Genomic DNA, 24,006 nt, shown 5'->3' on the forward strand with positions numbered 1-24,006 from the left:
CCCATTAAAAAACCGATGGCGCAATTGTTGAGAGTTCCTTCTTTAATTCTTGCGACAAAGATTCTAAAAACATCATGTCATTGGTCATATCTGAAGCCTCATCATCATTCAAATTTTCTGTCTCTAATTGCCTTTGATAAGCTTCAATTCGATATTCTAGCGCCTCAACAATAAATCGAATTGCTTTAGGAGAAAAATTCACGTTTAACAACTCCCTTAATTCACTTTGTAAAATGCCTCACCAACTAACCGCAATGCACTTTTATAATCTTCTATTCTCATAGTGTAGCTTGGTTCCCATAACCAGTGATTGCCGTAATCATTCACCAAGCGGAGTTCATTGGGAATATCAGTTCCTCTATCCAGCTTCCACCAATTTTTTCCAGCCCCTTGAACTGCAAACGTTGAAATTCCGCCTGAGCCTGCAACAACCAAAATATCACCATCTTCTTCGTAAGTTTCAATGTCTTTTGAACGAATGTTATCTATTCTCGAAGAAGTCGCATTTCCCATACGGTACAAATCAATGGGGGTTTTTCTCATACCAATCAGCCAAAGACTTATGCTTCTGGTTCAACGCCGAGCGATCGCCATATTTCTTTAAAACTCAAGTGATCGCTCTCTAAATATTCTCCACCCACAGAAGATTATTTGCGTAGCCTAAAAGTACAGGTCATTTTTCTATTTATCCTTATCATATTCAGCGTGAGTTAAGCGATCGCCCAAAACATACCCAATATAATATTTATCGATTAGTTCACCACCTAACCAAGAATCTCCCGATTTGAATTCGGGAGAGTGTCAAAAAACCCCAAATGTATTGTCTTTATCAAATAACAACCTCTTGCTTAAGCTTCCGCACTGGACGTTTGCGTTCGCTGCGACGAACGCCCCCTGCCATTTTGTACTCATCGCTATTCTTGCCATACCTTGCAGCTACGCTGACTAAGGCATGTTCTGTTAGTTCCATCAGCGACTTTTCGGCAAATTCTAAGGCTCCCTGAGTTAGATCCACGGTGGAGAGGCTGGAGTTATAAGCTTCCAACTTGTCCTGTGTTTTTTTGATGGCGGCGGCAAAGGTGTCAATAGTGACTCCATTACCTAAATCTAAGGTGGAACTAATCGATTTCAAAGCGGCAATCCGACGCTGTGCCCTATCAAGTACTTTAGACCCACGTTTTGGACGTGACATAAATAACTTTCCTTTTGTTAATCATGCACTAGGATAAAAACTGGCTTATATCCTTGTCTTTACACCATTAGGATAAACAAAACCAAGGTGATTAACACCCGCAATATTCAGTATTGTTAAAAGTATTTAGCACAAAAAGCATTTTATTTATTGCGTGAATTTATTGAGGCTTATCCAAATTCAAGAAACGGCTGCCCGAATTCAAGAAACGATTGCCCGAATTCAAGAAACGATCGCCCGAATTCAAGAAACAACCGCCCAAATTCAAGAAACAACCGCCCGAATTCAAGAAACAACCGCCCGAATTCAAGAAACGACTGCCCGAATTCAAGAAACGACTGCCCGAATTCAAGAAACAACCGCCCAAATTCAAGAAACAACTGCCCAATACGCTTGGGTTAAGCATTTTTTCTCTTCTCTCTGCTTCCTCTGCGCCTCTGCGGTAGCCTGCGGCAAGCCCTACGGGTTCGCCAGTTCCTTTATGCCGGGGAACCCGTCCACCGGACTGGCTCACCGCTTTGCGTCTACGTTAAAAATTTGACTTTGATAAAGAGTTTTAGCCTTACCTGAAGTGTGTGAAAATTAATACAAATATTTTGGAAGTTGCAAAGATCGCTTTGGCAGCAGGCGATCGGGTGCAAGGTGGCAAATAACTTGGTTCTGACTACCGCAGCCAATAAAAAGCGAAACTTAAAAGGTAAATTTGTCATCATGAGAGAAATTACTTATCGATTATTAACTCAGCACCAAGATGACTGAAGCAACAGCAACTCGTCCCAACGCATATATCCAGGAAACTGGCCCGACGATTCATTATTTAGTAGCAATGTCTCAACCAGAAACCCATCTGTTTGAGGTGACTTTACGCATTGTCGATTACCCCTCGCCGATTCTCGATTTAAAATTGCCGGTGTGGACACCTGGTTCCTATTTAGTTCGGGAATATGCCAAGAATCTACAGGATTTTGTGGTTTTTGCAGAAGATAAACCTTTATCTTGGCGGAAAATCAGTAAAAATCACTGGCAGGTAAACAAAACAGGTGTTGCAGAATTAACTGTACGTTACCGCATTTTTGCTAATGAGTTATCGGTACGAACAAATCACTTGGATGCTACCCACGGTTATTTCAATGGTGCAGCACTATTTTTTAGAATACCGGGCTGGGATAAGCAACCCATTCGCGTCACCATCGAACCACCACACCCGGAATGGCAGATAACTACTGCTCTACCTCCCATTGCTGAAGAAACAAATACTTTCTTAGCTGGCGATTTTGATACTTTGGTGGATACTCCCTTTGAGATTGGTAGTCATCAATTGTATAAATTTGAGGTTTTGGGAAAACCCCATGAACTGGCAATTTGGGGGAAAGGTAATTACCAAGTTCAGCAGTTGATTGCTGATATCCAAAAAATTATTGAAGTAGAAGCGCAGATGTTCGGCGGTTTGCCTTATGAACGATATGTGTTTCTGGTACATTTATTTAGCCAAGCTTTTGGCGGTTTGGAGCATAAGGACTCTTGCTCGTTAATTTACCAACGTTTTGGATTTCGCGCTCAGGAAAAGTACGATCGCTTTATCCAATTAGTTGCACACGAATTCTTTCACTTGTGGAATGTCAAACGAATTCGCCCAAAAGCATTAGAGGTTTTTGATTACGACCAGGAAAACTACACACCATCATTATGGTTTTGTGAGGGCACTACTAGTTACTATGACTTGTTAATTCCTTTGCGGGCAGAAATTTATGATGTTAAGTCGTATTTAAATAACTTGAGTAAAGAAATTACCAGATATGAAATGACACCGGGGCGCAAGGTACAACCCATTTCTGAGTCGAGTTTTGATGCCTGGATTAAACTCTATCGCCCCGATGCCAATAGCGGTAATTCCCAAATTTCCTACTATTTAAAAGGAGAAATGGTTTCGTTGTTGCTTGATTTACTGATTCGCTCGACTCACGATAATCAGCGTTCCCTTGATGATGTGATGCTGAAAATGTGGCAGCAATTCGGGAAAGATGAAATTGGCTATACTCCAGAACAGTTGCAGGAAGTTATAGAATCTGTCGCCGGAATCGATTTGACTGATTTCTTTAAACGCTACATTGATAGTACTGATGATTTACCTTTCAATCAGTATCTAGAACCCTTTGGCTTACAGTTGGTAGCTGAACAGCAGGAAGAACCTTACCTGGGTGTGAGAATAAATACAGAGAATGGGCGGGAGATGATTAAGTTTGTAGAAACTGATTCACCTGCACAATTAGGGGGAATTGATGCAGGTGATGAGTTGTTAGCAATTGACGGGATTAAGGTAACGGCAAGTAGTTTAAGCGATCGCCTGAAAGATTACCAACCAAACGATACCATCCAAGTTACAGTTTTCCACCAAGACGAACTGCGTACTTATTCCATTACCCTCGCGTCACCACATCCCACTCGATATCAGGTAAAACCTGTCGATCATCCCAACTCTACACAGCAACAAAACTTTGCTGGATGGCTTGGAGTAGCGATCGCAACTGTTTAATTTGGGGAATTGGGAATTGGGCATTGGGCATGAAGAAGAGACAAGGTAGACAAGGAAGAGGGGGGAGACAAGGGAGAGACTTATTCAATAATTCCCCCTTGTCCCCTTGTCCCCCTGCTCCCCAGTCCCCATTCCCCAGTCCCCAGTCCCTGCCTTAAGGCGTTCTCACTGCCCCAGAATAAATTAAACCCCGTTGCAGATCCAGGGTTATAATCGCTCCATCTCGAATCGCCTGCGTTGCCTGCTTCACACCAACAATCACTGGCACACCGAGACGTAAGCCAATCACGGCCGCGTGACTTGTAAGACTTTCCTCTTCCGTAATAATCCCGGCAGATTTACGAATAGCCTCAACAAAATCAGCACTAGTGCGCGGTGCAACTAATATGTCTCCCGGATTAAAGTTACTAGCATCCATGCCAGTATTAGCCACCCGTGCGCGACCACTCACTAAACCTTGTCCTAATCCAATTCCTTGACCTAGTACCGCCGTCACCACCTCAACCTTAATCAAATCTGTGGAGCCAGAAATTCCTTGGAGTGTGCCAGCAGTCATCACTACTAAATCTCCCTCAGACAGTAACTTCAACTCCTGGGCCACATTAATCGCAGCTTGGAATGTCTGACCAGTGGAAGGTAATCCTAGTACCAATAGCGGTTTTACTCCCCACACCATTTGTAGCTGCCGCGCTACATTCACATGGGGGGTAACAGCCAAAATCGGTGTATTGGGACGGAACTTAGAGACATTGCGAGCAGTTGCCCCAGTTTGCGTTAGGGTCATGATTGCAGCTGCGCCTAGTTGTTCGGCAATTTGACCTACCGCTTGGCTAATCGCATTGGGAATGGAGCGCCGGGCATCTTTTACAGAACGCAAATTTAAGTGTTGAGCTTCTTCCTGCTCCATTCGCTCGGCAATCCGCGCCATCGTCGCTACTGCTTCTACAGGGAAGCTACCCACAGCAGTCTCATTAGAGAGCATCACCGCGTCTGTGCCATCCAAAATCGCGTTTGCCACATCCGACACTTCCGCGCGGGTGGGGCGAGGATTGCTCACCATGCTGTCTAACATCTGGGTGGCGGTGATGATCGGAATCCCCAAGCGATTGGCTGTCGCAATTAACCGCTTTTGGAGTACGGGAACATCTTCGGCTGGAAGTTCCACGCCTAAGTCGCCTCTGGCAACCATCACGCCATCACACAAAGCCAGAACTGCCTCCATTTGCTCAATGGCTTCATGTTTTTCAATTTTGGCAACCACCGGCACTTGCTTGCCTGTACTGGAAATTAGTTCTTTAATTTCGATCATGTCCTGCGGATTGCGGACAAAGGAAAGTGCCACCCAATCGACACCTTGATCTAGACCAAACATCAGATCCTCGCGGTCTTTGTCGGTCATTGCCTTAATTGATAGGTAAACGCCGGGAAAGTTTACGCCTTTGTTGTTAGAAAGTTTACCAGGCACGGTAATGCGACAATGCAAATCACCTTTGTCGCGGTTAATCTCCTCTACAACCATTTCAACTCGTCCATCATCGAGGAGGATTTTTGCACCAACTGGGACTTCTTCGGCTAAATAATCGTAGGTAACGCAGCTAATTTCCTGAGTACCGATCACCGGACGATTTGTCAAGGTAAAGCGATCGCCTTTTGCCAAAACTATAGACCCATTGTCAAACTTTCCCAAGCGAATTTTTGGGCCCTGCAAGTCTTGGAGAATAGCCACTGGCTGATTTAATTCAAAAGCGGTTTGCCGAATTAAGCGAATACTACGTTGATGGTCGGCATGAGTTCCGTGGGAGAAGTTTAGCCGTAGCGTCGTGGCTCCCGCTTCAATAATCGCCTTGAGCATTTCAGGACTGCTAGTGGCGGGGCCAATAGTAGCGACAATTTTTGTCCGGCGCAGAGAATCTCTTAATTGCATAGGGGCTGAAGTGAGGGAGCTATCTGGGAAGTCATCGTAACTTAAGTTGCATCTCCTTTTCAGTCACTGCTATACCAATAGATATAAGCAGTTAGAGAGGTTTTATGGGAGAGTGAGGGCTGTGGGATAGACTAGATATAGTACATCAATCTTGTATCCATCCTCCCAACGAAAGAGTTTATCCCATCAACTTTTTGCCAATTGCCATACCCCACTTATCAATCAGTAAAGATTAGTTCTTGTCTGGAATCATAGCGTTATTCATCTACTGATATGCAAAGCTGTGGATAAATATTGCTATACAAAAGGTTACAAAACTTTATTTTTTCCTAATATTTATCGTATATTCGTAATGTTTGATTAAGAAGGAGTCAATGTTAGAGATGATCGCATCGGAGGCACGAAAGCCACTGACAATCCCGCCAAAGGAATTTTTAGCGCCTCCTGGTGATTTTAATCCCACGCTATTGCTGTTTTTGGTAGCTGTAGCAATGCTGGTGTTATCTAACTTTGGTTACTGGCTTTGGGAATGGCCCCACTGGCTCTGCTTTAGCGTTAATACTATTGCGTTGCATTGTGCTGGGACGGTGATTCACGACGCTTGTCACCAATCAGCCCATCGCAACCGGGTGATGAATGCGATGTTAGGACATGGCAGTGCGTTGATGCTAGCTTTTGCTTTTCCAGTATTTACGCGGGTGCATTTACAACATCATGGCCATGTCAACCATCCTAAAGACGACCCAGATCATTATGTCTCTACGGGTGGCCCGTTATGGCTGATTGCAGTGCGGTTTTTGTACCACGAGGTGTTTTTCTTTCAACGACGACTGTGGCGGAAATATGAGCTATTAGAATGGTTCATCAGCCGTTTAATTGTCGGTGTAATTGTTTATATATCAGTGCAATACCACTTTTTGGGTTACATTCTCAATTTTTGGTTTATACCGGCTTTTGTAGTGGGGATAGCACTGGGATTATTTTTCGACTATTTACCGCATCGTCCTTTTGCGGAGCGCGATCGCTGGAAAAATGCTCGCGTCTACCCGAACCAAGTTCTCAATATCCTAATTATGGGACAGAATTACCACTTAATTCATCATTTGTGGCCTTCTATTCCTTGGTATAATTATCAACCTGCATACTATGTCATGAAGCCACTCTTAGATGAAAAAGGCTGTTATCAAACTTCAGGATTGTTGCAGAAAAAGGACTTTTTTGAGTTTGTTTATGACATTTTTTTAGGAATTCGGTTTCATCACCAAAAAGAATAGAGTTGTTGCATACAGCGCAATCGCGTCAAAAACCTCCGATTTCAACAACCACAAATTAGAAGTAAATCAGCCAAACGTACAATAGCGATCGCGCCCCTTTTGTTTGGCATTGTACATTGCTTGATCGGCTGAAGCGATAAGTGTATCTGGCTTAATGTCGCAAATGGGTATGACACAAGTAATACCCAAACTAACTGTGACGATATCCTTGACATCAGACTGTGCATGGGGAATGGACTGAGCGTGAATTGCTTGCTGAATATTTTGTGTTACTTTGATTGCTCCTGCTAAGTCAGTATTGGGAAGGAGTACCAAAAATTCTTCTCCTCCATAACGTGCTACTAGATCACCAGGACGATTAACTATTTGTTGCACTGTTTGCGCTATTTTGATTAAACAATAATCGCCTTCAAGATGACCATAGCAGTCGTTGTAAGATTTGAATTTATCAACATCGAATAAAATCAGTGACAGGGGTTGTTGTTCTCTTGCAAGGCGTTCCCATTCTGCTTGCAGTCGTGCATTGAAGCAGCGACGGTTAGCTACCTGAGTCAAACCATCTAGATTTACCAGTTGTTCTAGTTTAAAATTTGCATCTTCTGCTGTTTCTTTAGCAATTACTAACTCTGCTGTTCTCTCCTGTACCCGTTGTTCCAAAGTTTCCAAAGATGTTTGTAACTGAAGTGCCATGTTGTTAAACGATTTCGCCAGTTGACCTATTTCGTCTTTTGAGCTAATTTTGGCGCGGATATCTAAGTTACCTGCGGTAAATTGGAAAACTATATTGGTAAGATAAATTATTGGTTTTGTTAGCAGTTGCCCAATGGCAAAAGCAATAATTGCCACTACTGAAGCGATAATTGCAAATAGCAACATTGCATCACGAATTTGCTTTTCTACAGGTGCTAGGGCAATAGCAAGGGGTTGTGCAAATAACACAGACCAAGGTTTATATTTTAAATGAGCGATCGCAATCAGATTAACCTGATTACCTGTTGCTGACAATGATGCAATTAAATCCGACTGTTTATTATCTAATGCTTGCTTAAGTTTTAACTCATTAGTTGCCAATTCTTTGACAGGAGAATTAGGCAAATGCCCTTTCTGTTGTAGTTTAGTTACAACATCCAAAGGCAGAGGCACAATTGATTTAAAAAGTAGTTTTGGTGCAGTGCTATGTGCCAGATAAATATTATTTTCATCTAAAAGAATAGCAAACGATTTTGCCCCAGCCTGTTCAGTTTCTCGAGTTACTAACTGCTGGACAACAGTAGCATTGTATGAAACACGCAATACACCCAATATATCTCCCTTGGCATTGCGAACCGGACTGCTAAAAAACAGGGTAACAAGGTCAGGAATTTTTAGCGATCGCTTCATGCTAGAAACAAAGGATAACCCTGTTTGCAGTGGTTTTTGAAAATAATTTTCAACTGATTCATCTTTACCAATGTTCGATGTCTGTGTATCCAATACATTTTTCCCGTTTGAGTCGAGCAAAGAGTATGAGAGAATATTGAGCATATCTTTGCGACTGAGACGGATTAATGTTTCTATTGCCAATTGCATTTCGGGGCTGTCATCTCGCTGTTTTGGATTTAGGCTGAGGTAGCGTGCCAAACCTGGTAAAATCGCCTCTACGCGCACGGCATTGAGATTTCCATCAATAAAGGCATCTATTCTGTTAGCGGTTTCCTTAGCCGCCGCAGATAGAGCTTGTCGGGCATTTTCAGTTAGTGCTTTTTCAGTTGTCTGTTTGTTGATAAATGCCAATAACAGCAAAGGAATCAAAGCAACAATCAGAAACGAGGTGATCAACTTTGTACGGATGCCGCCCAAAAAAGGCTGCTGCATGGCTTTAAACTAGAAGGGAGGGTTCAAGAAGGAAGAATTGAACAAACTTTCTAGCTCAGGAATGCGCGTCACGTTTCCAGAGCGAATAAAAAAGTCTGCATATATCTTGGCGGTTTTGTAGATAGAGTTAGGGTTGCTAGATTGAAACAATTTTTGATTTTCAGCTAAATCAGTTAGGTTTACTCCCTCTAAAGAGAGTGTATTGCTAGGAATTTTTAAGGCTTTGCTGACGATGGCGTTTCCTTACTGAACATTTGCCTTCCAGTAAGTCTCAGCTTGCAGCCATCCTCGCACAAATGCACGAACGTCTTCGGGGCGATCGCGGATTGTATCATTGCGAAAGATAATCATATCTAAAATCAAGCCAGGGGTTTGTTTACTGGTAAATAGGATATGTCCCCCTAATTTAATAGCTTCAGAAAGATGGGGTTGCCAAGCGTGTCCGGCTTGAATAACATTATTTTTCAGGCCTTGAGGAATTTCTAAAGCCTCTAATTTAACCAATTTCACATCATCGCTGGTCAACTTAGAACTTTTCAACATCTCAGTCACGAAAAGTTCGCTAAAACCGCCTAAATTTGCACCTAGCTTTTTCCCTTGCAAGTCAGCGACAGTTTTTATTTGTGGTTGGGCGACTACTACATCTGCTCCTGTTGATTCATCTATAACCAGCACGCCTTGTATATCAGGATTTGTGGCACTCAAGATGATAAAACTTCCCAAGGACGCTGTAATACCATCATACTTACCCGCACTGAAATTTGCTCTTTCCAATTGGGTATATCGTTTAGACATTAGTTCAACATCTACACCTTGGGCTTTGAAGAATCCTTTTTCTTGAGCAATGATGCCTGGATACTCTCCAATAAAAGATGCAAATATCACTTTCAAGGGAGGGCGTTTGAATTCAGTCGGTGATGAAGCATGACAAGCAAATAGCAAACAGGTGGTAATGAGAAAAAGACTAATGTATCTAAGTAATTTACACATAATAAAACATTTAATAATTTTTATTATTTTTTAAATACTTTTTAAAATAAATACCCATTTATTAAAATTCAAATAGGATGCTAAAATTCAGCATCTAAGTTCAATTCCTGCTGCAAGATTAGAACATAAATTGGCGAACTACCAGATTAAAAATTATTTAAAATCAAACAGGTTTCAATCTTTACTTTGGTTTTGGAAATTGATTAACAGCAGGACGATTCAAAATATGTTGAGAATACTTCATAGTAGACCCGATCATCTACAAATAAATAGGCTCAAACTACATTAGACTCTCGTCTCAACCATCTCAATCCCCTAGTATCTAGAGTAATTATTACACTGTCGTATTCAGTTTCACTGCCATTGTCCAATACTGAAATGTTTCAGATCCAATCTGATTACTATCCTCATGGTAGATTTGCTGCAAGCATTTATAAAATGCTTGAGCTTCACTCTCTAATCCCAGGGTCATCAAGCACTTTAAAATCCGAGTAATCCGAAGATAATTATGGTTAAATATACAGACCCATTCGCTTTTACGGTTCTGATACTCTTCTGACTGGTTGATAATTACTTTTCCGTCATTACTCTCGTGGCGTTGCAACCCATAAAACTGAAGCATAACTGTGAAGGAACGCAGCAAATTTTGACGTAGATATGGGTTGCTTCGAAATACTTCAATTATTTCTTGGTCAAGAATGGGAGCATCAGGATTAAATGCACTTCGCTCATGCAAAGGAAACAACCACTGAATATAATTATGGACGCACTCCAATTCTTCAAAATTCCAAGTCCATATTTCTGCAATCATCCGACCTTCTGAGTCTCGTTGCTCCCCTAAGTAGAATGGGACAATCATTACCAACTATCCTCACAACTCAGCATTTTAATTTTGAGTGCGATCGCCTTACCAAGCTGGTAATATTTTCCCAACAATCAAAGTAGGTTGAGTAGCCGCGTTAGCACGTAGTAGCTATTCTATTTTATTTAAAAATAAAAATTATACTTTTGACTTAACTGCTGGCTGTGATGCCTGTAAAGGCTGAGGCAAACTCCAGTCGGGACGCAAGCTGGCGGCGTTGCGTAAATAGATATGATGAATTGAGGCGGAGGTTGGGAGATAAGCGTGGATTAAGAACCGAATGCAGCGCTGTAAACTGCCTTCAACGTGCATTTGCTGCACATCCAACATAGCCACATTATCCCAACCGGGACGCGCTCTAGCGATCGCAGCTGGAAAAATCACATCCAAATCGCGTGTCACGGAGAAAGTCACACTAATCATGTCTGTCGGCTGAAATTGATTTCGGTCTTCTAGTTCATCTAGTAGTTCTGTCACTACTTCTCGGATTGCCTCAACAGTATTTTCTGAAGCAGTTGTTGCTCCACGAATAGCCCGCATTTGCCACTCCACGCCAAAATCCTCCTAAATTAGTCATTAGTCATTGGTCATTGGTCATTGGTCATTGGTCATTTGACTTGACTCCGAACAAAGGACAAAGGACAAATGACCAATAACAAACAAACATTTATGGTCGATATAACCACAAAGGTAAACCACTAGTAGACACTTCAAATTCGAGCCAATCAATTCCAGATCGAATTCCTGATGAAACTTGACGACTCCCTGGTAGAAGGCGGCTCAATAATGGTTTACGTTCTTCTAGGGTATAGCAGAGAGTTTTTTCCGGATCGAGTCCTACCAATTCTGCTGTCCAGCGACGAGCATCTTCTTCTGTACCAAGGCGGTCTACAACACCTAACTCTAGGGCTTGCTGTCCAGTAAAAATCCGACCATCGGCGAAACTTTTTACAGCTTCTACTGTCAGAGAACGGCCATCAGCTACCGTTTGAACAAATTGCTGATAACTTGTGTCAATCAACTCTTGCAGGATGCTTTCTTCTGGTTGAGTCAGCTGCCGATCAAAAGCCAAAATGTCTTTATAAGGGCCAGACTTAATTACCTGGAAGGAAACACCAATTTTTTCTAGCAAGCGTTCCAAGTTATTTCCACGCAAAATCACACCAATACTACCCGTAATTGTACCTGGGTTGGATACGATGTGTTCCGCTCCCATGCCGATGTAGACACCTCCAGAAGCCGAAATATTGCCAAAGCTAGCAACGATTTTAATTTTTTCGCGCAAACGCTTCAGGGCGCTGTAGATTTCTTGAGAATCTCCGACTGTACCGCCAGGACTATCGATACGCAGCAATAATGCCGGAAACTTTTTTTCTTCTACAGTTTTCAGTGCTTCTAGGACGCGTTTGCGAGTCGCACCGGCGATCGCACCAGTAATTTCAATCCGCGCAATTTGTTTTCTAAACCTGGGCTTAAACGGCCAAACCATGAGCTATAAACATTCCTCGTAATAAACTCAATATAAGATCCCCAGAGGTCAGACGACCTTCTTTGCTCTGTTAAGAAACATGAGCAGACATTGTGTTTATCAGTATTTTAAGGAAGTTTTTATATTTCGCAGTCAGTTTTATTTGATATTTTCGATGAATGCTAATAAATTCCTTAAAAATTGTAGCCAACACAATATGCCAAACTCTAGTTTAGCGTCCAATGTGGTGGTTTAGCACAGACTATTTTAGCTATTTTGCATAATTCAAAGTTTCAAAGCCCTTATTTTACTAGCTTTTTGACTGTTTTCGAATTGATTTACTATAGTCGGGCATACAGAACATTTATCAGTAATTAATAACTAATAACTAATTAACAATAAGTATTTAATTAATAATTTTTGTACTCAATTTAATTAATAAAATTTCATTCAGCAACACTAATCCCTGTTTAGGTTTAGATCAGTAATATTTTCATTTTGGGAAATCTCAATTTTTCCTCTCTTGTACAGCCCATGAACATCTGACGAAGACTATTCACATCATTCAGGAGTCTATTCGTAAAATTTGATACCTATAGTAAACATAAGTATCAAACAGTGATCCGACGAAACTACAGGTCAAGCTAATTACAAATAATCCACGCAGGGGAGTCCCACTGCCAAAGGTGGCGAGAAAACGTATAATCTCAGTGGCGATCGCCTCAGTTAACTCTTGTAAACCCGGAAAGGAACCGATAAGGAATAAAAATAGTAATCCACCGCCAACCAGGAAGATGGGAGCAACAAAACTAAAAACGATCGTAAGTAGTAGGGAGCGGAGAAAGTTAATGAAAATAGCCATTTAGGACAAACTCCGTGAGTAGAGATAACAATAGCTAGATAGCGGTTTGTCATTTTCTACAATACGTGCGATCGCTCCTAAGCAGACAATCTGTCAAAAATCTTAAGTTTTCATTAAAAGAAGCGGCTACCAGTTACAGCCTGTGCTGGGTATCTACAAAATGACTCCAATCCACAAAACCCTTGCAAAATAAAGCTTAAAACTAAGATTAACATCTATCTATTGGTTTGTAGCACGTTTAATAACAGCTTTATTTTCTGAGAGCATCTTTAATCTAAGTTAATATTTAGCCCCGTTGGGAGCGGGGAGTTAGAGGGATGAGGGAGCAGGGGAAAAAGAACTATTCCCCATTCCCCATTCCCCATTCCCTATCCCAACGACTTCCGCTATTCTTAAGGCAGTTACCGAGTTAGCTACAGAACATTGAACCAGACTACATCCAAATCCAGTTTAGGAGAATGGAGCCAGCGATTGCTGGCAGCGATTTTTCTGGGTGGGCAAGTACTAGTTCACCTATTGAGGGGCAAAATCCATCGGCGCAACACCTTAGAACAAATGGCAGCAGTTGGGCCTGATTCTCTATTTATTGCCTTACTGACGGCTATTTTCGTCGGCGCGGTGTTTACCATTCAAGTGGCGCGGGAATTTATCAACTTTGGTGCAGGAAACATTATCGGCGGAGTGCTTTCTATAGCGTTGACACGAGAACTTTCTCCCGTATTGACGGCAGTGGTTTTGGCAGGGCGAGTCGGTTCTGCCTTTGCAGCCGAAATTGGTACCATGCGAGTCACAGAACAAATCGATGCCATGTTGATGTTAAAAACAGATCCAATCGATTATCTGGTTATTCCCCGCGTTATTGCTTGCTGTTTAATGCTACCAATTTTAACCCTTCTATCTTTGATAACAGGGATGTTCGGAGGATTCATAATTGCGACAAATGTCTACAACCTGTCTGATACTGTATTTCTAGACTCAGCCCGTAACTTTCTTGGGGTCTGGGATATTATTAGCGCCATGCTTAAGGCGTGTTGCTTTGGGATTTTAATCGCCGTAATTGGTTGCAGTTGGGGATTGACGACAACAGGAGGAGCTAAAGGAGTAGGACAGTCAACCACAACTGCTGTTGTGACTGCCTTGCTAATTATATTTGTTAGCAACTTCTTTCTTTCTTGGTTAATGTTTCAAGGACTTGGCAGTGCATTTTTGAAAGGCTTATAAAAGTGAGAAGTGAGTATTTAGGAGTTAAGAGTTATAAGTTAAAACTCCTCCCTCCTGTAGAGATGCAATCAATCGCCTCTCTCTTGTACGATTATCGCGTCTCTACTTCTGACTCCTAAAATAAAAGATATGCCTACTAAATAAAGCAGGATTTAAAACTGTGACCAGTTCATTTGCTCCTAACTCCACATCAACCGTGGAACTCAAGCCTAGTTACAATATACCTATAGTGTTGGTGATTACCGCTATTCCACTACTATTGGTACAACCCTGGATAAGCTCTGTTTTCACACTGTTTGGCTTATTTCTAATGTTTCAGGCGTTAACGCTGCGTTTGCAATTTACCGTCACCGACTTAGATATTTACAGAAGTGAAAAATTGATTCGACGCTTTCCCTACCAGGAATGGCAAAACTGGCGGATCTTCTGGAATGCAGTCCCCATTTTGTTTTACTTTAAAGAAATTAAAAGTATCCACTTTTTGCCGATTTTATTTGACCCCAACACCTTGAAAACTTGCTTAGAACAACGTTGTCCGCGTATTTAGTGCTGAGTGTCACAAGTGCTGAGTCGTTTTGCTCTCAACTAATAACTCAGCCCTTGTGACTCAGGACTTTTATGGCAGGTTAATTGTAATATTTCTGAAAGCTATTTATTCGCATCATAGGAATTACACTATTGTTTATGAACCCAGAGGCATCTCAAACCCCAGAACCAATTGATGAGCGGTTGGCAGAAAAAGAAGAGCAAAACAATGCAGTTGAACATCCAGTCAATCCATCTGTTGAGTCAGTGGGAGAAACAGGAGGCGTTAGCTCATCAGAAAACTACGCAACTTTTGAGCCACTCATCTCCAATGCAGAAGTGGTAGATACTACAGTAGAGCTAACAGAAAATTCAAATGGCGAGTTTGTAGCGCAGTCGGAACCGGAAAATACCGCACTGGGGTCAGAAATAGAATCAGAAAATCATTCATTATATGCAGAAGCAGAGCAGCGAGTAGCAGAGTTGCAAAAGGCTGAAGCAGCCCTCAAGTCAGAAATAGTTAAGCTGCAAGCTTCTTATAAAAACCTTCAGGCACAAGTCAGTGAAACTCAAACCTCACTGGGACGACTTGTGCAAGAGTCGTTGGTACAGTTAGAACAACGCAAACAAACCCTGCAAATTTCTGTAGAACAACTAGAACGCCGTCAAGAACGTATCCGCAACGAGATGCGAACCACTTTTGCTGGTACATCCCAAGATTTGGCAATTCGGGTGCAGGGTTTTAAAGACTATCTCACGGGTAGCTTACAGGATTTAGCCGTTGCGGCTGAACAGTTGCAACTAACACCAAGTGTGGTGGAACGAGAAAAGCCAGCTGTAAAAGAGGCTAAACCTGTTGAATCCCAACCTGGAATACCGCAATTTGCCCAACAGCAGTTTCAAGATACTACAAAGCAAATTCGCCGCCTAATTGACCAATACCGCAATAAACCAGATTATTACGGCCCAGCGTGGCAACTACGCCGTACCTTTGAACCAATCCATGCAGAGCGAGTCTCGAATTGGTTTTTTACCCAAGGGGGACGGGGTGGTTTGCGGACAATGGGTAGCCGCTTACAGAATATTCTGATTGCCTCAGCTGCAATTTCGATATTACACAAGCTGTATGGCGATCGCATTCGTACTTTAGTCTTAGCTAATACACCAGAGCGATTAGGTGAATGGCGGCGCGGCTTACAAGACTGTCTGGGCATCGGTCGCCCAGATTTTGGCCCAGATCGGGGTGTGGTATTATTTGAGGCATCTGATGCTCTCGCTCAAAAAGCAGACCGATTAACGAAAGCCAATCAATTGCCCTTAATTATCATTGACGATTCAGAAGAGCAAATCAGTTTATCACTGCTGCAATTTCCTCTGTGGTTAGCCTTTGCTCCTGACCCCAAAACCGTGAGAAACTATGATGATGACTTTTAATTGGTAATTGAGAATTGGGAATTGGTCAAGAGTAATACTTCTTGACTTTTTTAAATTTTGAATTTTGAATTTTATTATGGCTATCTGGTTAACTCTGTGCGGCGTAATTGTGCTGATAGCTTACCTGCTGGGTTCCTTTCCCACTGGGTACATTGCTGTGAAGCAGTTAAAGGGTATTGATATTCGGGAAGTTGGTTCAGGTTCCACTGGCGCAACTAATGTACTAAGAACTTTAGGGAAAGGGCCAGGAGCATTCGTTTTAGTACTTGATTCCTTAAAGGGAGCATTAGCGATCGCTTTAGTCTACTGGTTGTTCAAGTTTGCCTCTAGTCAAAATTTTATTCCCCCAACGATAGATGCACAAGTATGGCAACCGTGGATAGTAATCTTAGCTGGGTTAGCTGCAATTCTGGGACATAGTAAATCGATTTTTTTAGGCTTTACTGGTGGTAAATCTGTTGCTATCAGCTTAGGGATTTTATTGGCCATGAGTTGGCAGGTAGGTTTAGCAACAGCCGGTGTGTTTGCCATCGTTGTGGCAATATCGCGGATTGTTTCTTTGAGTTCAATTGTAGGTGCGATCGCTGTTTCCATTCTCATGGTAATTTTGCATCAACCGTTACCCTATATTCTGTTTGGGATTGCCGGTGGATTATATGTAATTTTGCGCCATCGCACTAATATTGAACGACTGTTTGCTGGTACTGAGCCAAAAATTGGGCAAAAGGTAGCGACACCAGAACAAACTACATAATTTACCAACCGCAAATAGATATATTTTGTCCCCAGCTTCAGCCAGGCTTAAGTTTATGAATTAACGTTCCCTTTCATCAAACGGTGGATGAGGCGGCAAGGCCAGAAAAAAGCTCCACAGATACTTACTGAAGCGATCGCGGCCACAACTCGCCAAGTCGAATTGGTTCCGGTGGCAGACTCTGAAGGGTGAGCTTGTTGTGTACTTTTAGCTAGTTCTGGCACTGAACGAGATAGCTGGCTGGCTGTACTCACCCCTTCAATTGCGGCTCCAATTAGATAAGCTACTAGGGCGATTACTAGCCAGTGATTCATAATATTCAACTGTTTCAACTCTGAGCGTATGCTTGGCAGTGAGCAATTGATTTCTCGCGCTAATGATTGCCGCCTTGCCCGAAGGATAATCGGCCTTCAGCCGTATCACGAATGAGAGGCAGTTTTGATTTTATATAAGTATTGAGGCTGCTATCTGCCTGGGCATCAATAACCTGCTTCGCTTTTAACTGCTGGAGGAGTAATTGTACTAAAGCAGCATCGTCAAAATGGAGCAGGGTGTTGACCTGGGTGGACTCAATTACAGCCCAAAGCTGTTGCATCATTTTCGCAGTCACCATGAGTCTGTAACCTCTTAAGCTTTTCTTTATATTTACACAGACTTTGAATTTGTGCTTGATTTTTATCTGAAGAATTATAAAGATGTCGGCTTAAAATGCCTGATTAAGTAAGTTGGGCGTAAATAATTGTCGTTTGGATTAGGCAAAAGGCAATAGGTATAAGGGTTTTAGCCTAGTTAATTTTTATTTACATAGTTTGATTTTATTGTGCCAATTTAACTTAAGCCAATATGGTTAAGTTATAGCGTTTTTCGATTGATTGAAATACAACCCTTCTCATTCATGATTCTTTACCCTAATGGCGGTGTATAGCGGTTCTCAATCGTATGGAACCCTTGTAGCCTCTCTTCTTTTATAGTTGCCCATTAAAGCAATGATTTTAGAAAGAAAGCCACAATGCAGATATCCGTAAGCATCAGCACTTTTTGTCAAAACTAAACTTCAGTCGTTGTTGAGTGCTACTTTTGAAGTTTATCGTGGAACTTTCGCACAAGCTCCTTCTTGACCAGAAGGATCGGAAAAAATTGCTAAAGTGTGATATTCAGGATTATCTGTTCCATATATCACTCGAAAAGTATATAACTTATTTCTACCTTGCGCTTCGGTAACAACTGTTAAAAGTGTATTCTTAGTAAGAGGAAGTCCAGGAATGTTCAGCTTTTTAATTCGTCTGAGTTGAATTACATTTGCTGCGGAGTTTTTACAATCTCCTGTATTAGTATTAGCTGCTTGACCAAACTGCATACAAACAGGGCCATCAAAATCTAGAGTTACCTGTGATGGATCGTTTAACCAAACTTTTTTAATTACTTCTCCAGATGGAAGAAAACTTAAGTTTGTTCCCTGTTGATACCAAATCTTGATTGTAGGTATTAGTCCACCTAAACCCTGCGCTTGACAAGAAAAGATGGAACGCAGAACAGCATTATTAGCACCAGCACGTCCTACCAACAATAACATAGCAACCGAGAAAATTAAGGAAGCTAGAGGTAGGAAATAAGAATTGTGTGAGCTATTTCCTGACAAGTTAGTATTCTTTATCATGGTTGCAAATTAGGAGATTGATAGAACAGGTGAAAATAGGGAAGATGGCAAGAAAACTAATTACTTAATTACCATGACCCAATGCAAATTTAAAATTGGTATCAATCCTACCTCTTAAAACTGGGTTACTTGATTAACGTATATTTCAATATTTGTACCGGCTGGCAAAAACCAAATATTCGTTTGCTGTGACATTTGGGCGATCGCCTGTTGGTTACGTTGGGCAATTTGGGGAACTACAGAGTTCAAACCACCTTCCACAACCCCGGCTGCAATATCGCGTCTGTTTTTAGTGACAGTAGTAAGAGTTGTGCTGCTACTGGTGTTGCCATCAACGGTAGTTTGTGAAGTAAGTGGTTGCAGTTCAGTATCACTACGATTTATTAACTCTGCTGCTTTCCCAATACCTCCCAAAACGAATAGTCCTAAATCCATTGATGCTATGGACGAACCTTGACTGGGAAATTTATTTGCAATTAAAGGTTTACCTTGGGTAGCGCGAATAATAATTGCATTGTTAGGTAAGCTTCGTTCTATCGGGTTGCCATTATTTTGCGAGACAACTTTCACTACCTTCATCTGCAAAAGACCTTGTTCGGAGAGGGAGCTAATTTCAGCTAGGAATTCGGTATTTGCAGGTAGAGCGATCGCACCATCGATAGATTTTAGCGGTTCTTTCAATCGGATCACAAATACGTTTTTCTGTTCACCTGTATCACCACTGCCACCGCTTGACTTGGTAGTTTCTCCAAATATTGCCGTCGCCAACACAGCTTTAGCACTACTTCCTACTGCTACAGATTTTTGTCCCTGCTGTTGCGCTTGACTGACTAGAGGAGCAGGAGTTTGCTGTTGTGGAGTTTGCTCAGGATTGGGGTTTGGTGTTTGTTGCTGCGGCTGTGGATTGTTTGGAGGTTCAGAAGCAGCTACCGTGTTATTAGGTTGATCGTTGGCATTGACTTGACCATAGCTACCTAACTTTGATAATTTTGTCCACTCTTCAAATGGGTTTGGTGGAGCTGGTGGAGTTATATTAACTACGGGTTGAGTATTTGGCTTCACAACTGGTAGTTGAGGTGATGGCAAAGATTGAGAAGCAGGTACTCTAACAATGCGCTCAACTGTCACTGTTCGAGGTGCGTAAGCTATCGGTGGGGGGGTTGGGATCACTTTCTGTGTACCTCTGGAAGAAACTGATGGTTCTCGTAGGGCTACTTTAGGTGTTGATTTGGCAATTCTGAGTTGTTGTTGGGCAGCTTTTACCAACTGTGCTTGTTCAGTCAGGGCTAATTTCGTTTTCAGAGTATCTACTTCGACTGCTAGCTGTTGAGAGGTCGATTCATCAATTGGTTGCTCACGCACCGGTGGGGAAACAATATTTTTTGGCTTCTGATTGCTGCTACCCATCAACTGGGACAAAAACACACCACCCACCAAAATGATCGCTAAAGTAGCAGCCCCTACCAAGCCTAATTTTGCAAAGGGGTTAGATGATAGGGATTGCTTAGTCTGAACTTCTTGTGGTTGGTAAGGAGACTCTTGCAGCATTGCAGAGCCTTCCGATCCTTGAGGATCGCCAGAATAAGATTCTTCTTCAAAGCCAACCAACTTGGAGATCCGTGATTCCCAATCAAAAGATTCTACTTCTGGTTGGCGATCGTCGGTGGTTAGAGCAAATCCATTTTGAGGAGGCGTTTGGGCAGGAATTGAGTATCGAGTCATGGTAAAGCTTGGTTGGGATTTCCAGAACAATTTTTATCTTGGATTTCACAGACATTATAAATTTCTAATCTGGCTTCACCAAGGCGGTAAGCTGCGAAGTGCGTCGGTAGTGGCGCATTTGGTAGTGAAGTTGCTGGTTCATCTATTGCTCTAACTAAAATTTGTTTATTAAACGAAACTGATTTTCCCAACCTATCATAACCGCTAAAAATCAATTGATTGGCAAACATCTCTACTTTCCAGTTTCCCTTACTGATTTCTATTGGTTGAGAAATTTTTTGGATGACTAATACATTCTCAGTCCCTCTACTAACATTTTCAAATTGACTATCTGGATTTAAATTAGTAATTTCTGACTTAAGTTTTTGTTTAAAATCATCAGCTACCAGTTGAGAAGTAATTTCCCAGACCTGTGTAGGTGGCTGTTGTTGTGACCAGTTAAGCATTAAGCTCATCGTTTCACCCACAAAGCGCCGAATAGCCTCTGGCTGTCGCTCTAAATTTGGTTGAGCCTCTACTGTTATAGTACGACCATCAACAAGTTGTACCAAACTTTGGGGTGTAAGTTGCCGACTTAACTGTTGTAACATAGACCCATGAAATATTAGTAAAAGCAAGGTTAATACATGTAAACCAAATGTTCCTACTGCCAAGAGTGGTAATGGGCTATTTCTCTTATTTTCTGGTTTAAGTAATTGCATTAATAATTGATTATAAAAATTGAACTATGAGTTGGGGAATTAAAAATCTCTTATTTTATAAAGCTATCAAAGCTTTATCCGGCCCTACATTGCTTTAAATTATCTTCGTTAAGGTTGTTATACCCATCTAGCAAACATAAATTACGAATTTCATAAATTTCTAGTTTATCAGTGCGGACACTATAAATTGCTTTTTGCAAGTCTGTGCCATTATCGGCTTGGGGATTACCAAAATAATCTACTGCACGGACAAGGAAATCTTTGTTAAAAGGAGTGACGATTTTTTCACCACCAACTCGATTTTTTTGAATTAAGTCGGCTACCATCCCCACTCGCCACTTACCTGGTGCAATTTGTTTTGGTGGATAAACTCGCTTAATAATTAATTGTGATGTCATCACTTGGTTAGGGTTTTCCGAGAAAACTTCTGGCGGGGTCATTTCTGCAACTGTGCTTAAGAAACCTTTGCGAAAGTCTTCTGATAAGGCAAAACTTGCTATCCAAGTGCTAGTACTAATTTTTTGGCTGCCACCTTGGGGTGTTCTAATTAAAATTCCTAAATCAGATTTAGGATTTGCAACTTCTTCGATATTTTGTGGTGGTAAGGTTCCCGACCAGGTAAACATTGATATCATCGTTTTGCTGATGAATCGGCGGATTGCTTCTGGTTCTCTTGCTAAATCATCAATATTGCGTACTGGTTTACCATCTATTAATTGCACAAAGTTGGGAGGTTTTCTCAGACTGAGTTGGCGAATATTTAGCCCTTGAAATATGAATAAAAGTAAAACTAATACATGTAAACTGAAGGACGCGATCGCAAAAATTGTCAAAACACTTCCCGTTCTTTGTCTTTTTTCTAGTAGACGTACCATTTATTCATCTCCTCCTGCAAAAAACTTCAGCTATTATATATGATGATTTGCGTATAGTCGGCAGTCAGGAAAGTAGCCAATATTTAGATAGATTCTTCTTTAGAAATTTTGAGTTGCTTATATCCTCTCCTTCACTAAAGAAGCCGTATTGCTGATAGCACTGAAGACTGCAAAACCGCCAGCCGCAGCTACAAGTAAGGATAAAAGTGGTGCTAAAATTCCTAGAAAAATAATGAACCACATTAAATCTGGATCAACATTAGCATCTTGACCTGGCCCATTGACAATAACTGCGGCAGTTAGCACCGCAATAATATTGAATGAAATCTTGGCAATTCCAATAGATAAAAATCCAGTCAGCCATGCGAAGATTGGTTTCCCCGCGACAGGTAATAAAGACCCACCTACAGCTATTGGTCCTAAAGCTGCTATCAGCAACATCGTAGCTTCTATCAAATTCTGGAAGGCATATTGTAAGGAAACTAAAAAGTTTTTGATACTCGTTTGGACTGTAGAACCTAACAAAGAATTAAATGAGGTTTCTGATACAATGCCAGTGCCATATCTAATATTATCTACCTTAGTTTGTAGTCTAATTATCCAATTTTTATTTCCATATATATCTCTATATTTTTGCCAAAGAATATTTACTTTTTCGGCAGCTTTCACAAAGCATTGACTTTGTTGTTCGCCAGTCAGTGATTGACAAGGACGCAGCAAAGAGCCAGCTACTTCTTCGGCAACACTCATATTCAGTGCTTGCTGGTATATTTTGTCTGCGTCTGCTGATACCACTACTTGCTGATTCACAGTGTTTAGAAAATTCCGCACTCCTAGTGTCAGATTAGAAAGGATACTTCCATTGGCTGAATTACTTAAGAGGATCACCACAATAAAAGGCCAAATTAAAGCTGATATGGGACGGGTATATTCATAGGATAGTAAGTCTTTGAGGAATTGTATCATGAAAAACAACAGGGTTCCTACCGCAAAAAAAATACCCAGATTTGTCAGCGCTCCATACAAGTTATTACTGCTGTTATTTTGTAATAAATCTAGCCATTGTTTATCCCAACCTTCGGCAATACGTTGAGAGGTTGCGGCACCATTATCAAGAATCTCATCAATGCCTACTTGGGCAAAAATTTGTTGAATAGCAAGTTGCATGTTAGTTAACTAACTGTCTTTTAAAAAAGGTATGTTTTAGAATCAGAATAATTGAGATTTCTCAATTCTAAATTTCAATTATTAAGCTTTCTGCCAAACAAATCTAGTTGAGAAGTCGCCCGCAAAAGTCTCGCGGCTTCTGTAGAACTTTCTACTCTCCGAGCGCGATTTGTCTCTTCTGCCTGCTGAGAAATATTTGCCAAGTTTAAATTAGAGTATTGCAAAGACTGATTATTTTGTAATGTCTGAGCAAATGTTTCAGCTACGATTTTCGATTGTTCCTGTTGGATTTTAATGGTTTCTTGGTTGGTAGTTAACAATGCTAATAAGCCCTGACCTAGCAAGTTATCGGCAATACTTATAACTTGTTTAGCAGCTGTGTCAATAGCAGTACTTTCCAATTTATTCTTAAAGCTATTAATCTGGTTATCAGCATCATTTGATCCGGCAATATCTTGCAGACTTCTCTCTGTATTTTCTAACTTTGATTTTGTCCGAATTTGTCCCTTTTCACCAAGAATCCCTACCGCTACTCCACGAGTAATTACCCGATTGAGTTCATTACTAATTAAATTTCCCCGCACTGCTGAATTATTCTCAAAGCGACCCGCTCTTGAGTCGGAATTAGAAGAATAGAGAATCAAATTATCACGAACTCTCTGTCCAGCGATAACAGGGTTAGGTATATTCAATTCTCCTCTGGCATTACTCAGAGCATTTTGACTTTGTACTTCTACAGGCTTTAAGTTGTCGCTCAGATTATATTGAAGGTAGTTTTGCAAATCTGTGGAATATGATTGAAAGTCAGTCCAAACCTGGCCTAATGCGCCCGTCTGAATTTGTGCCATTGCTGGTAGGATTGCCAAAGATAGCAATGTCAAAGTAAAAATGGTAGTTTTTCTCATATTTCTGTACCTGAAAAAGGTAGACGCAATTAAGTTTGCTGTAAGTATGATTTAGAGATTTACATTTACAAGCAAGAAACTTGCAA

Annotated in this window: 25 protein-coding genes; 7 read left to right on the plus strand and 18 right to left on the minus strand. The window is 41.3% G+C overall.

Features of this window, described 5'->3' with window-relative positions; translation table 11 throughout:
- Positions 1-4: 4 nt before the first annotated feature.
- From FBB35_RS30245 to FBB35_RS30255, 3 genes are all read right to left on the minus strand, one after another.
- Positions 5-202, minus strand: a complete 198-nt coding sequence (locus tag FBB35_RS30245; protein WP_174712700.1) for a hypothetical protein — start codon at positions 200-202, stop codon at positions 5-7.
- 14 nt (positions 203-216) lie between these two features.
- On the minus strand, positions 217-543 hold the full coding sequence (locus FBB35_RS30250; protein WP_174712701.1) for a hypothetical protein: 327 nt from the start codon (positions 541-543) through the stop codon (positions 217-219).
- Between the two features lie 286 nt (positions 544-829).
- The gene (locus FBB35_RS30255) at positions 830-1,192 is read right to left on the minus strand and encodes a hypothetical protein (protein WP_174712702.1); all 363 of its coding nucleotides are present in this window, start codon (positions 1,190-1,192) and stop codon (positions 830-832) included.
- A 163-nt stretch (positions 1,193-1,355) separates the two neighbouring features.
- Here FBB35_RS30255 and FBB35_RS30260 point away from each other — a divergent pair, with 163 nt between their 5' ends.
- Both FBB35_RS30260 and FBB35_RS30265 read left to right on the plus strand, forming a co-directional pair.
- Positions 1,356-1,733, plus strand: coding sequence for a hypothetical protein (locus FBB35_RS30260; protein WP_174712703.1), 378 nt, complete (start codon positions 1,356-1,358; stop codon positions 1,731-1,733).
- Between the two features lie 210 nt (positions 1,734-1,943).
- Positions 1,944-3,725, plus strand: a complete 1,782-nt coding sequence (locus FBB35_RS30265) for a M61 family metallopeptidase (protein ID WP_174712704.1) — start codon at positions 1,944-1,946, stop codon at positions 3,723-3,725.
- A gap of 154 nt (positions 3,726-3,879) precedes the next feature.
- Here FBB35_RS30265 and pyk read toward each other — a convergent pair whose 3' ends face one another.
- Positions 3,880-5,649 (minus strand): pyruvate kinase, encoded by a 1,770-nt coding sequence (gene pyk, locus FBB35_RS30270; protein ID WP_174712705.1) that lies wholly within the window; start codon positions 5,647-5,649, stop codon positions 3,880-3,882.
- Between the two features lie 383 nt (positions 5,650-6,032).
- On the opposite strand from pyk, the gene crtR reads away from it, so the two are divergent.
- Positions 6,033-6,923: a beta-carotene hydroxylase gene (gene crtR / locus FBB35_RS30275; protein ID WP_114082996.1), complete on the plus strand. Its 891-nt coding sequence runs from the start codon at positions 6,033-6,035 to the stop codon at positions 6,921-6,923.
- A gap of 66 nt (positions 6,924-6,989) precedes the next feature.
- Here the strand turns inward: crtR and FBB35_RS30280 are convergent, their stop codons facing one another.
- The 6 genes from FBB35_RS30280 to FBB35_RS30305 form a co-directional block, all read right to left on the minus strand.
- On the minus strand, positions 6,990-8,777 hold the full coding sequence (locus FBB35_RS30280; RefSeq protein WP_174712706.1) for a diguanylate cyclase: 1,788 nt from the start codon (positions 8,775-8,777) through the stop codon (positions 6,990-6,992).
- Positions 8,778-9,020: 243 nt separating this feature from the next.
- On the minus strand, positions 9,021-9,767 hold the full coding sequence (locus tag FBB35_RS30285; RefSeq protein WP_254625733.1) for an ABC transporter substrate-binding protein: 747 nt from the start codon (positions 9,765-9,767) through the stop codon (positions 9,021-9,023).
- A 334-nt stretch (positions 9,768-10,101) separates the two neighbouring features.
- Positions 10,102-10,626: an opioid growth factor receptor-related protein gene (locus tag FBB35_RS30290; protein WP_174712707.1), complete on the minus strand. Its 525-nt coding sequence runs from the start codon at positions 10,624-10,626 to the stop codon at positions 10,102-10,104.
- A gap of 141 nt (positions 10,627-10,767) precedes the next feature.
- Positions 10,768-11,181 (minus strand): chorismate mutase, encoded by a 414-nt coding sequence (aroH, locus tag FBB35_RS30295; protein WP_174712708.1) that lies wholly within the window; start codon positions 11,179-11,181, stop codon positions 10,768-10,770.
- A 115-nt stretch (positions 11,182-11,296) separates the two neighbouring features.
- Entirely contained in the window at positions 11,297-12,118 is an 822-nt protein-coding gene (sppA, locus tag FBB35_RS30300; RefSeq protein ID WP_174712709.1) for a signal peptide peptidase SppA, read from the minus strand.
- 544 nt (positions 12,119-12,662) lie between these two features.
- Positions 12,663-12,959, minus strand: a complete 297-nt coding sequence (locus tag FBB35_RS30305; RefSeq protein ID WP_174712710.1) for a hypothetical protein — start codon at positions 12,957-12,959, stop codon at positions 12,663-12,665.
- A gap of 423 nt (positions 12,960-13,382) precedes the next feature.
- Here FBB35_RS30305 and FBB35_RS30310 point away from each other — a divergent pair, with 423 nt between their 5' ends.
- From FBB35_RS30310 to plsY, 4 genes are all read left to right on the plus strand, one after another.
- Positions 13,383-14,180, plus strand: a complete 798-nt coding sequence (locus FBB35_RS30310; RefSeq protein ID WP_174712711.1) for an MlaE family lipid ABC transporter permease subunit — start codon at positions 13,383-13,385, stop codon at positions 14,178-14,180.
- Positions 14,181-14,340: 160 nt separating this feature from the next.
- Positions 14,341-14,727 (plus strand): DUF3119 family protein, encoded by a 387-nt coding sequence (locus FBB35_RS30315; protein WP_174712712.1) that lies wholly within the window; start codon positions 14,341-14,343, stop codon positions 14,725-14,727.
- 137 nt (positions 14,728-14,864) lie between these two features.
- Positions 14,865-16,139 (plus strand): DUF3086 domain-containing protein, encoded by a 1,275-nt coding sequence (locus FBB35_RS30320; protein ID WP_174712713.1) that lies wholly within the window; start codon positions 14,865-14,867, stop codon positions 16,137-16,139.
- Positions 16,140-16,215: 76 nt separating this feature from the next.
- Positions 16,216-16,893, plus strand: a complete 678-nt coding sequence (gene plsY / locus FBB35_RS30325) for a glycerol-3-phosphate 1-O-acyltransferase PlsY (protein ID WP_174712714.1) — start codon at positions 16,216-16,218, stop codon at positions 16,891-16,893.
- A gap of 53 nt (positions 16,894-16,946) precedes the next feature.
- Here plsY and FBB35_RS30330 read toward each other — a convergent pair whose 3' ends face one another.
- From FBB35_RS30330 to FBB35_RS30365, 8 genes are all read right to left on the minus strand, one after another.
- The gene (locus FBB35_RS30330; RefSeq protein WP_041566350.1) at positions 16,947-17,207 is read right to left on the minus strand and encodes a hypothetical protein; all 261 of its coding nucleotides are present in this window, start codon (positions 17,205-17,207) and stop codon (positions 16,947-16,949) included.
- Between the two features lie 59 nt (positions 17,208-17,266).
- Positions 17,267-17,506 carry a hypothetical protein gene (locus FBB35_RS30335; protein WP_012410606.1) on the minus strand — a complete coding sequence of 80 codons (240 nt, stop codon included), beginning with the start codon at positions 17,504-17,506 and terminating at the stop codon, positions 17,267-17,269.
- A 471-nt stretch (positions 17,507-17,977) separates the two neighbouring features.
- A complete protein-coding gene (locus FBB35_RS30340) occupies positions 17,978-18,550 on the minus strand; it encodes a hypothetical protein (RefSeq protein WP_174712715.1) in 573 nt (190 codons plus the stop codon).
- 114 nt (positions 18,551-18,664) lie between these two features.
- Positions 18,665-20,272, minus strand: coding sequence for a TrbI/VirB10 family protein (locus FBB35_RS30345; RefSeq protein ID WP_174712716.1), 1,608 nt, complete (start codon positions 20,270-20,272; stop codon positions 18,665-18,667).
- On the minus strand, positions 20,269-20,973 hold the full coding sequence (locus FBB35_RS30350; protein ID WP_174712717.1) for a hypothetical protein: 705 nt from the start codon (positions 20,971-20,973) through the stop codon (positions 20,269-20,271). Before FBB35_RS30350 ends, FBB35_RS30345 begins: the two co-directional genes overlap by 4 nt.
- Before the next feature lie 74 nt (positions 20,974-21,047).
- Complete coding sequence (locus tag FBB35_RS30355) at positions 21,048-21,848, minus strand: hypothetical protein (RefSeq protein WP_174712718.1); 801 nt, start codon at positions 21,846-21,848, stop codon at positions 21,048-21,050.
- Between the two features lie 117 nt (positions 21,849-21,965).
- Positions 21,966-23,015: a hypothetical protein gene (locus FBB35_RS30360; RefSeq protein ID WP_174712719.1), complete on the minus strand. Its 1,050-nt coding sequence runs from the start codon at positions 23,013-23,015 to the stop codon at positions 21,966-21,968.
- A 74-nt stretch (positions 23,016-23,089) separates the two neighbouring features.
- Entirely contained in the window at positions 23,090-23,920 is an 831-nt protein-coding gene (locus FBB35_RS30365; RefSeq protein WP_174712720.1) for a hypothetical protein, read from the minus strand.
- Positions 23,921-24,006: the final 86 nt, after the last annotated feature.

Source organism: Nostoc sp. TCL240-02, assembly GCF_013343235.1.
In the GTDB taxonomy this organism is placed as follows: domain Bacteria; phylum Cyanobacteriota; class Cyanobacteriia; order Cyanobacteriales; family Nostocaceae; genus Nostoc.

Coding starts and splice junctions, on each gene's coding strand:
- crtR (WP_114082996.1), top strand. CDS start 6,033: ATGATCGCATCGGAGGCACGAAAGCCACTGACAATCCCGCCAAAGGAA.
- FBB35_RS30320 (WP_174712713.1), top strand. CDS start 14,865: ATGAACCCAGAGGCATCTCAAACCCCAGAACCAATTGATGAGCGGTTG.
- FBB35_RS30345 (WP_174712716.1), bottom strand. CDS start 20,272: ATGACTCGATACTCAATTCCTGCCCAAACGCCTCCTCAAAATGGATTT.
- FBB35_RS30285 (WP_254625733.1), bottom strand. CDS start 9,767: ATGTGTAAATTACTTAGATACATTAGTCTTTTTCTCATTACCACCTGT.
- sppA (WP_174712709.1), bottom strand. CDS start 12,118: ATGGTTTGGCCGTTTAAGCCCAGGTTTAGAAAACAAATTGCGCGGATT.
- FBB35_RS30355 (WP_174712718.1), bottom strand. CDS start 21,848: ATGGTACGTCTACTAGAAAAAAGACAAAGAACGGGAAGTGTTTTGACA.
- FBB35_RS30340 (WP_174712715.1), bottom strand. CDS start 18,550: ATGATAAAGAATACTAACTTGTCAGGAAATAGCTCACACAATTCTTAT.
- FBB35_RS30365 (WP_174712720.1), bottom strand. CDS start 23,920: ATGAGAAAAACTACCATTTTTACTTTGACATTGCTATCTTTGGCAATC.
- FBB35_RS30350 (WP_174712717.1), bottom strand. CDS start 20,973: ATGCAATTACTTAAACCAGAAAATAAGAGAAATAGCCCATTACCACTC.
- FBB35_RS30360 (WP_174712719.1), bottom strand. CDS start 23,015: ATGCAACTTGCTATTCAACAAATTTTTGCCCAAGTAGGCATTGATGAG.
- FBB35_RS30255 (WP_174712702.1), bottom strand. CDS start 1,192: ATGTCACGTCCAAAACGTGGGTCTAAAGTACTTGATAGGGCACAGCGT.
- FBB35_RS30250 (WP_174712701.1), bottom strand. CDS start 543: ATGAGAAAAACCCCCATTGATTTGTACCGTATGGGAAATGCGACTTCT.
- FBB35_RS30265 (WP_174712704.1), top strand. CDS start 1,944: ATGACTGAAGCAACAGCAACTCGTCCCAACGCATATATCCAGGAAACT.
- FBB35_RS30305 (WP_174712710.1), bottom strand. CDS start 12,959: ATGGCTATTTTCATTAACTTTCTCCGCTCCCTACTACTTACGATCGTT.
- FBB35_RS30290 (WP_174712707.1), bottom strand. CDS start 10,626: ATGATTGTCCCATTCTACTTAGGGGAGCAACGAGACTCAGAAGGTCGG.
- FBB35_RS30330 (WP_041566350.1), bottom strand. CDS start 17,207: ATGAATCACTGGCTAGTAATCGCCCTAGTAGCTTATCTAATTGGAGCC.
- FBB35_RS30280 (WP_174712706.1), bottom strand. CDS start 8,777: ATGCAGCAGCCTTTTTTGGGCGGCATCCGTACAAAGTTGATCACCTCG.
- pyk (WP_174712705.1), bottom strand. CDS start 5,649: ATGCAATTAAGAGATTCTCTGCGCCGGACAAAAATTGTCGCTACTATT.
- FBB35_RS30335 (WP_012410606.1), bottom strand. CDS start 17,506: ATGGTGACTGCGAAAATGATGCAACAGCTTTGGGCTGTAATTGAGTCC.
- plsY (WP_174712714.1), top strand. CDS start 16,216: ATGGCTATCTGGTTAACTCTGTGCGGCGTAATTGTGCTGATAGCTTAC.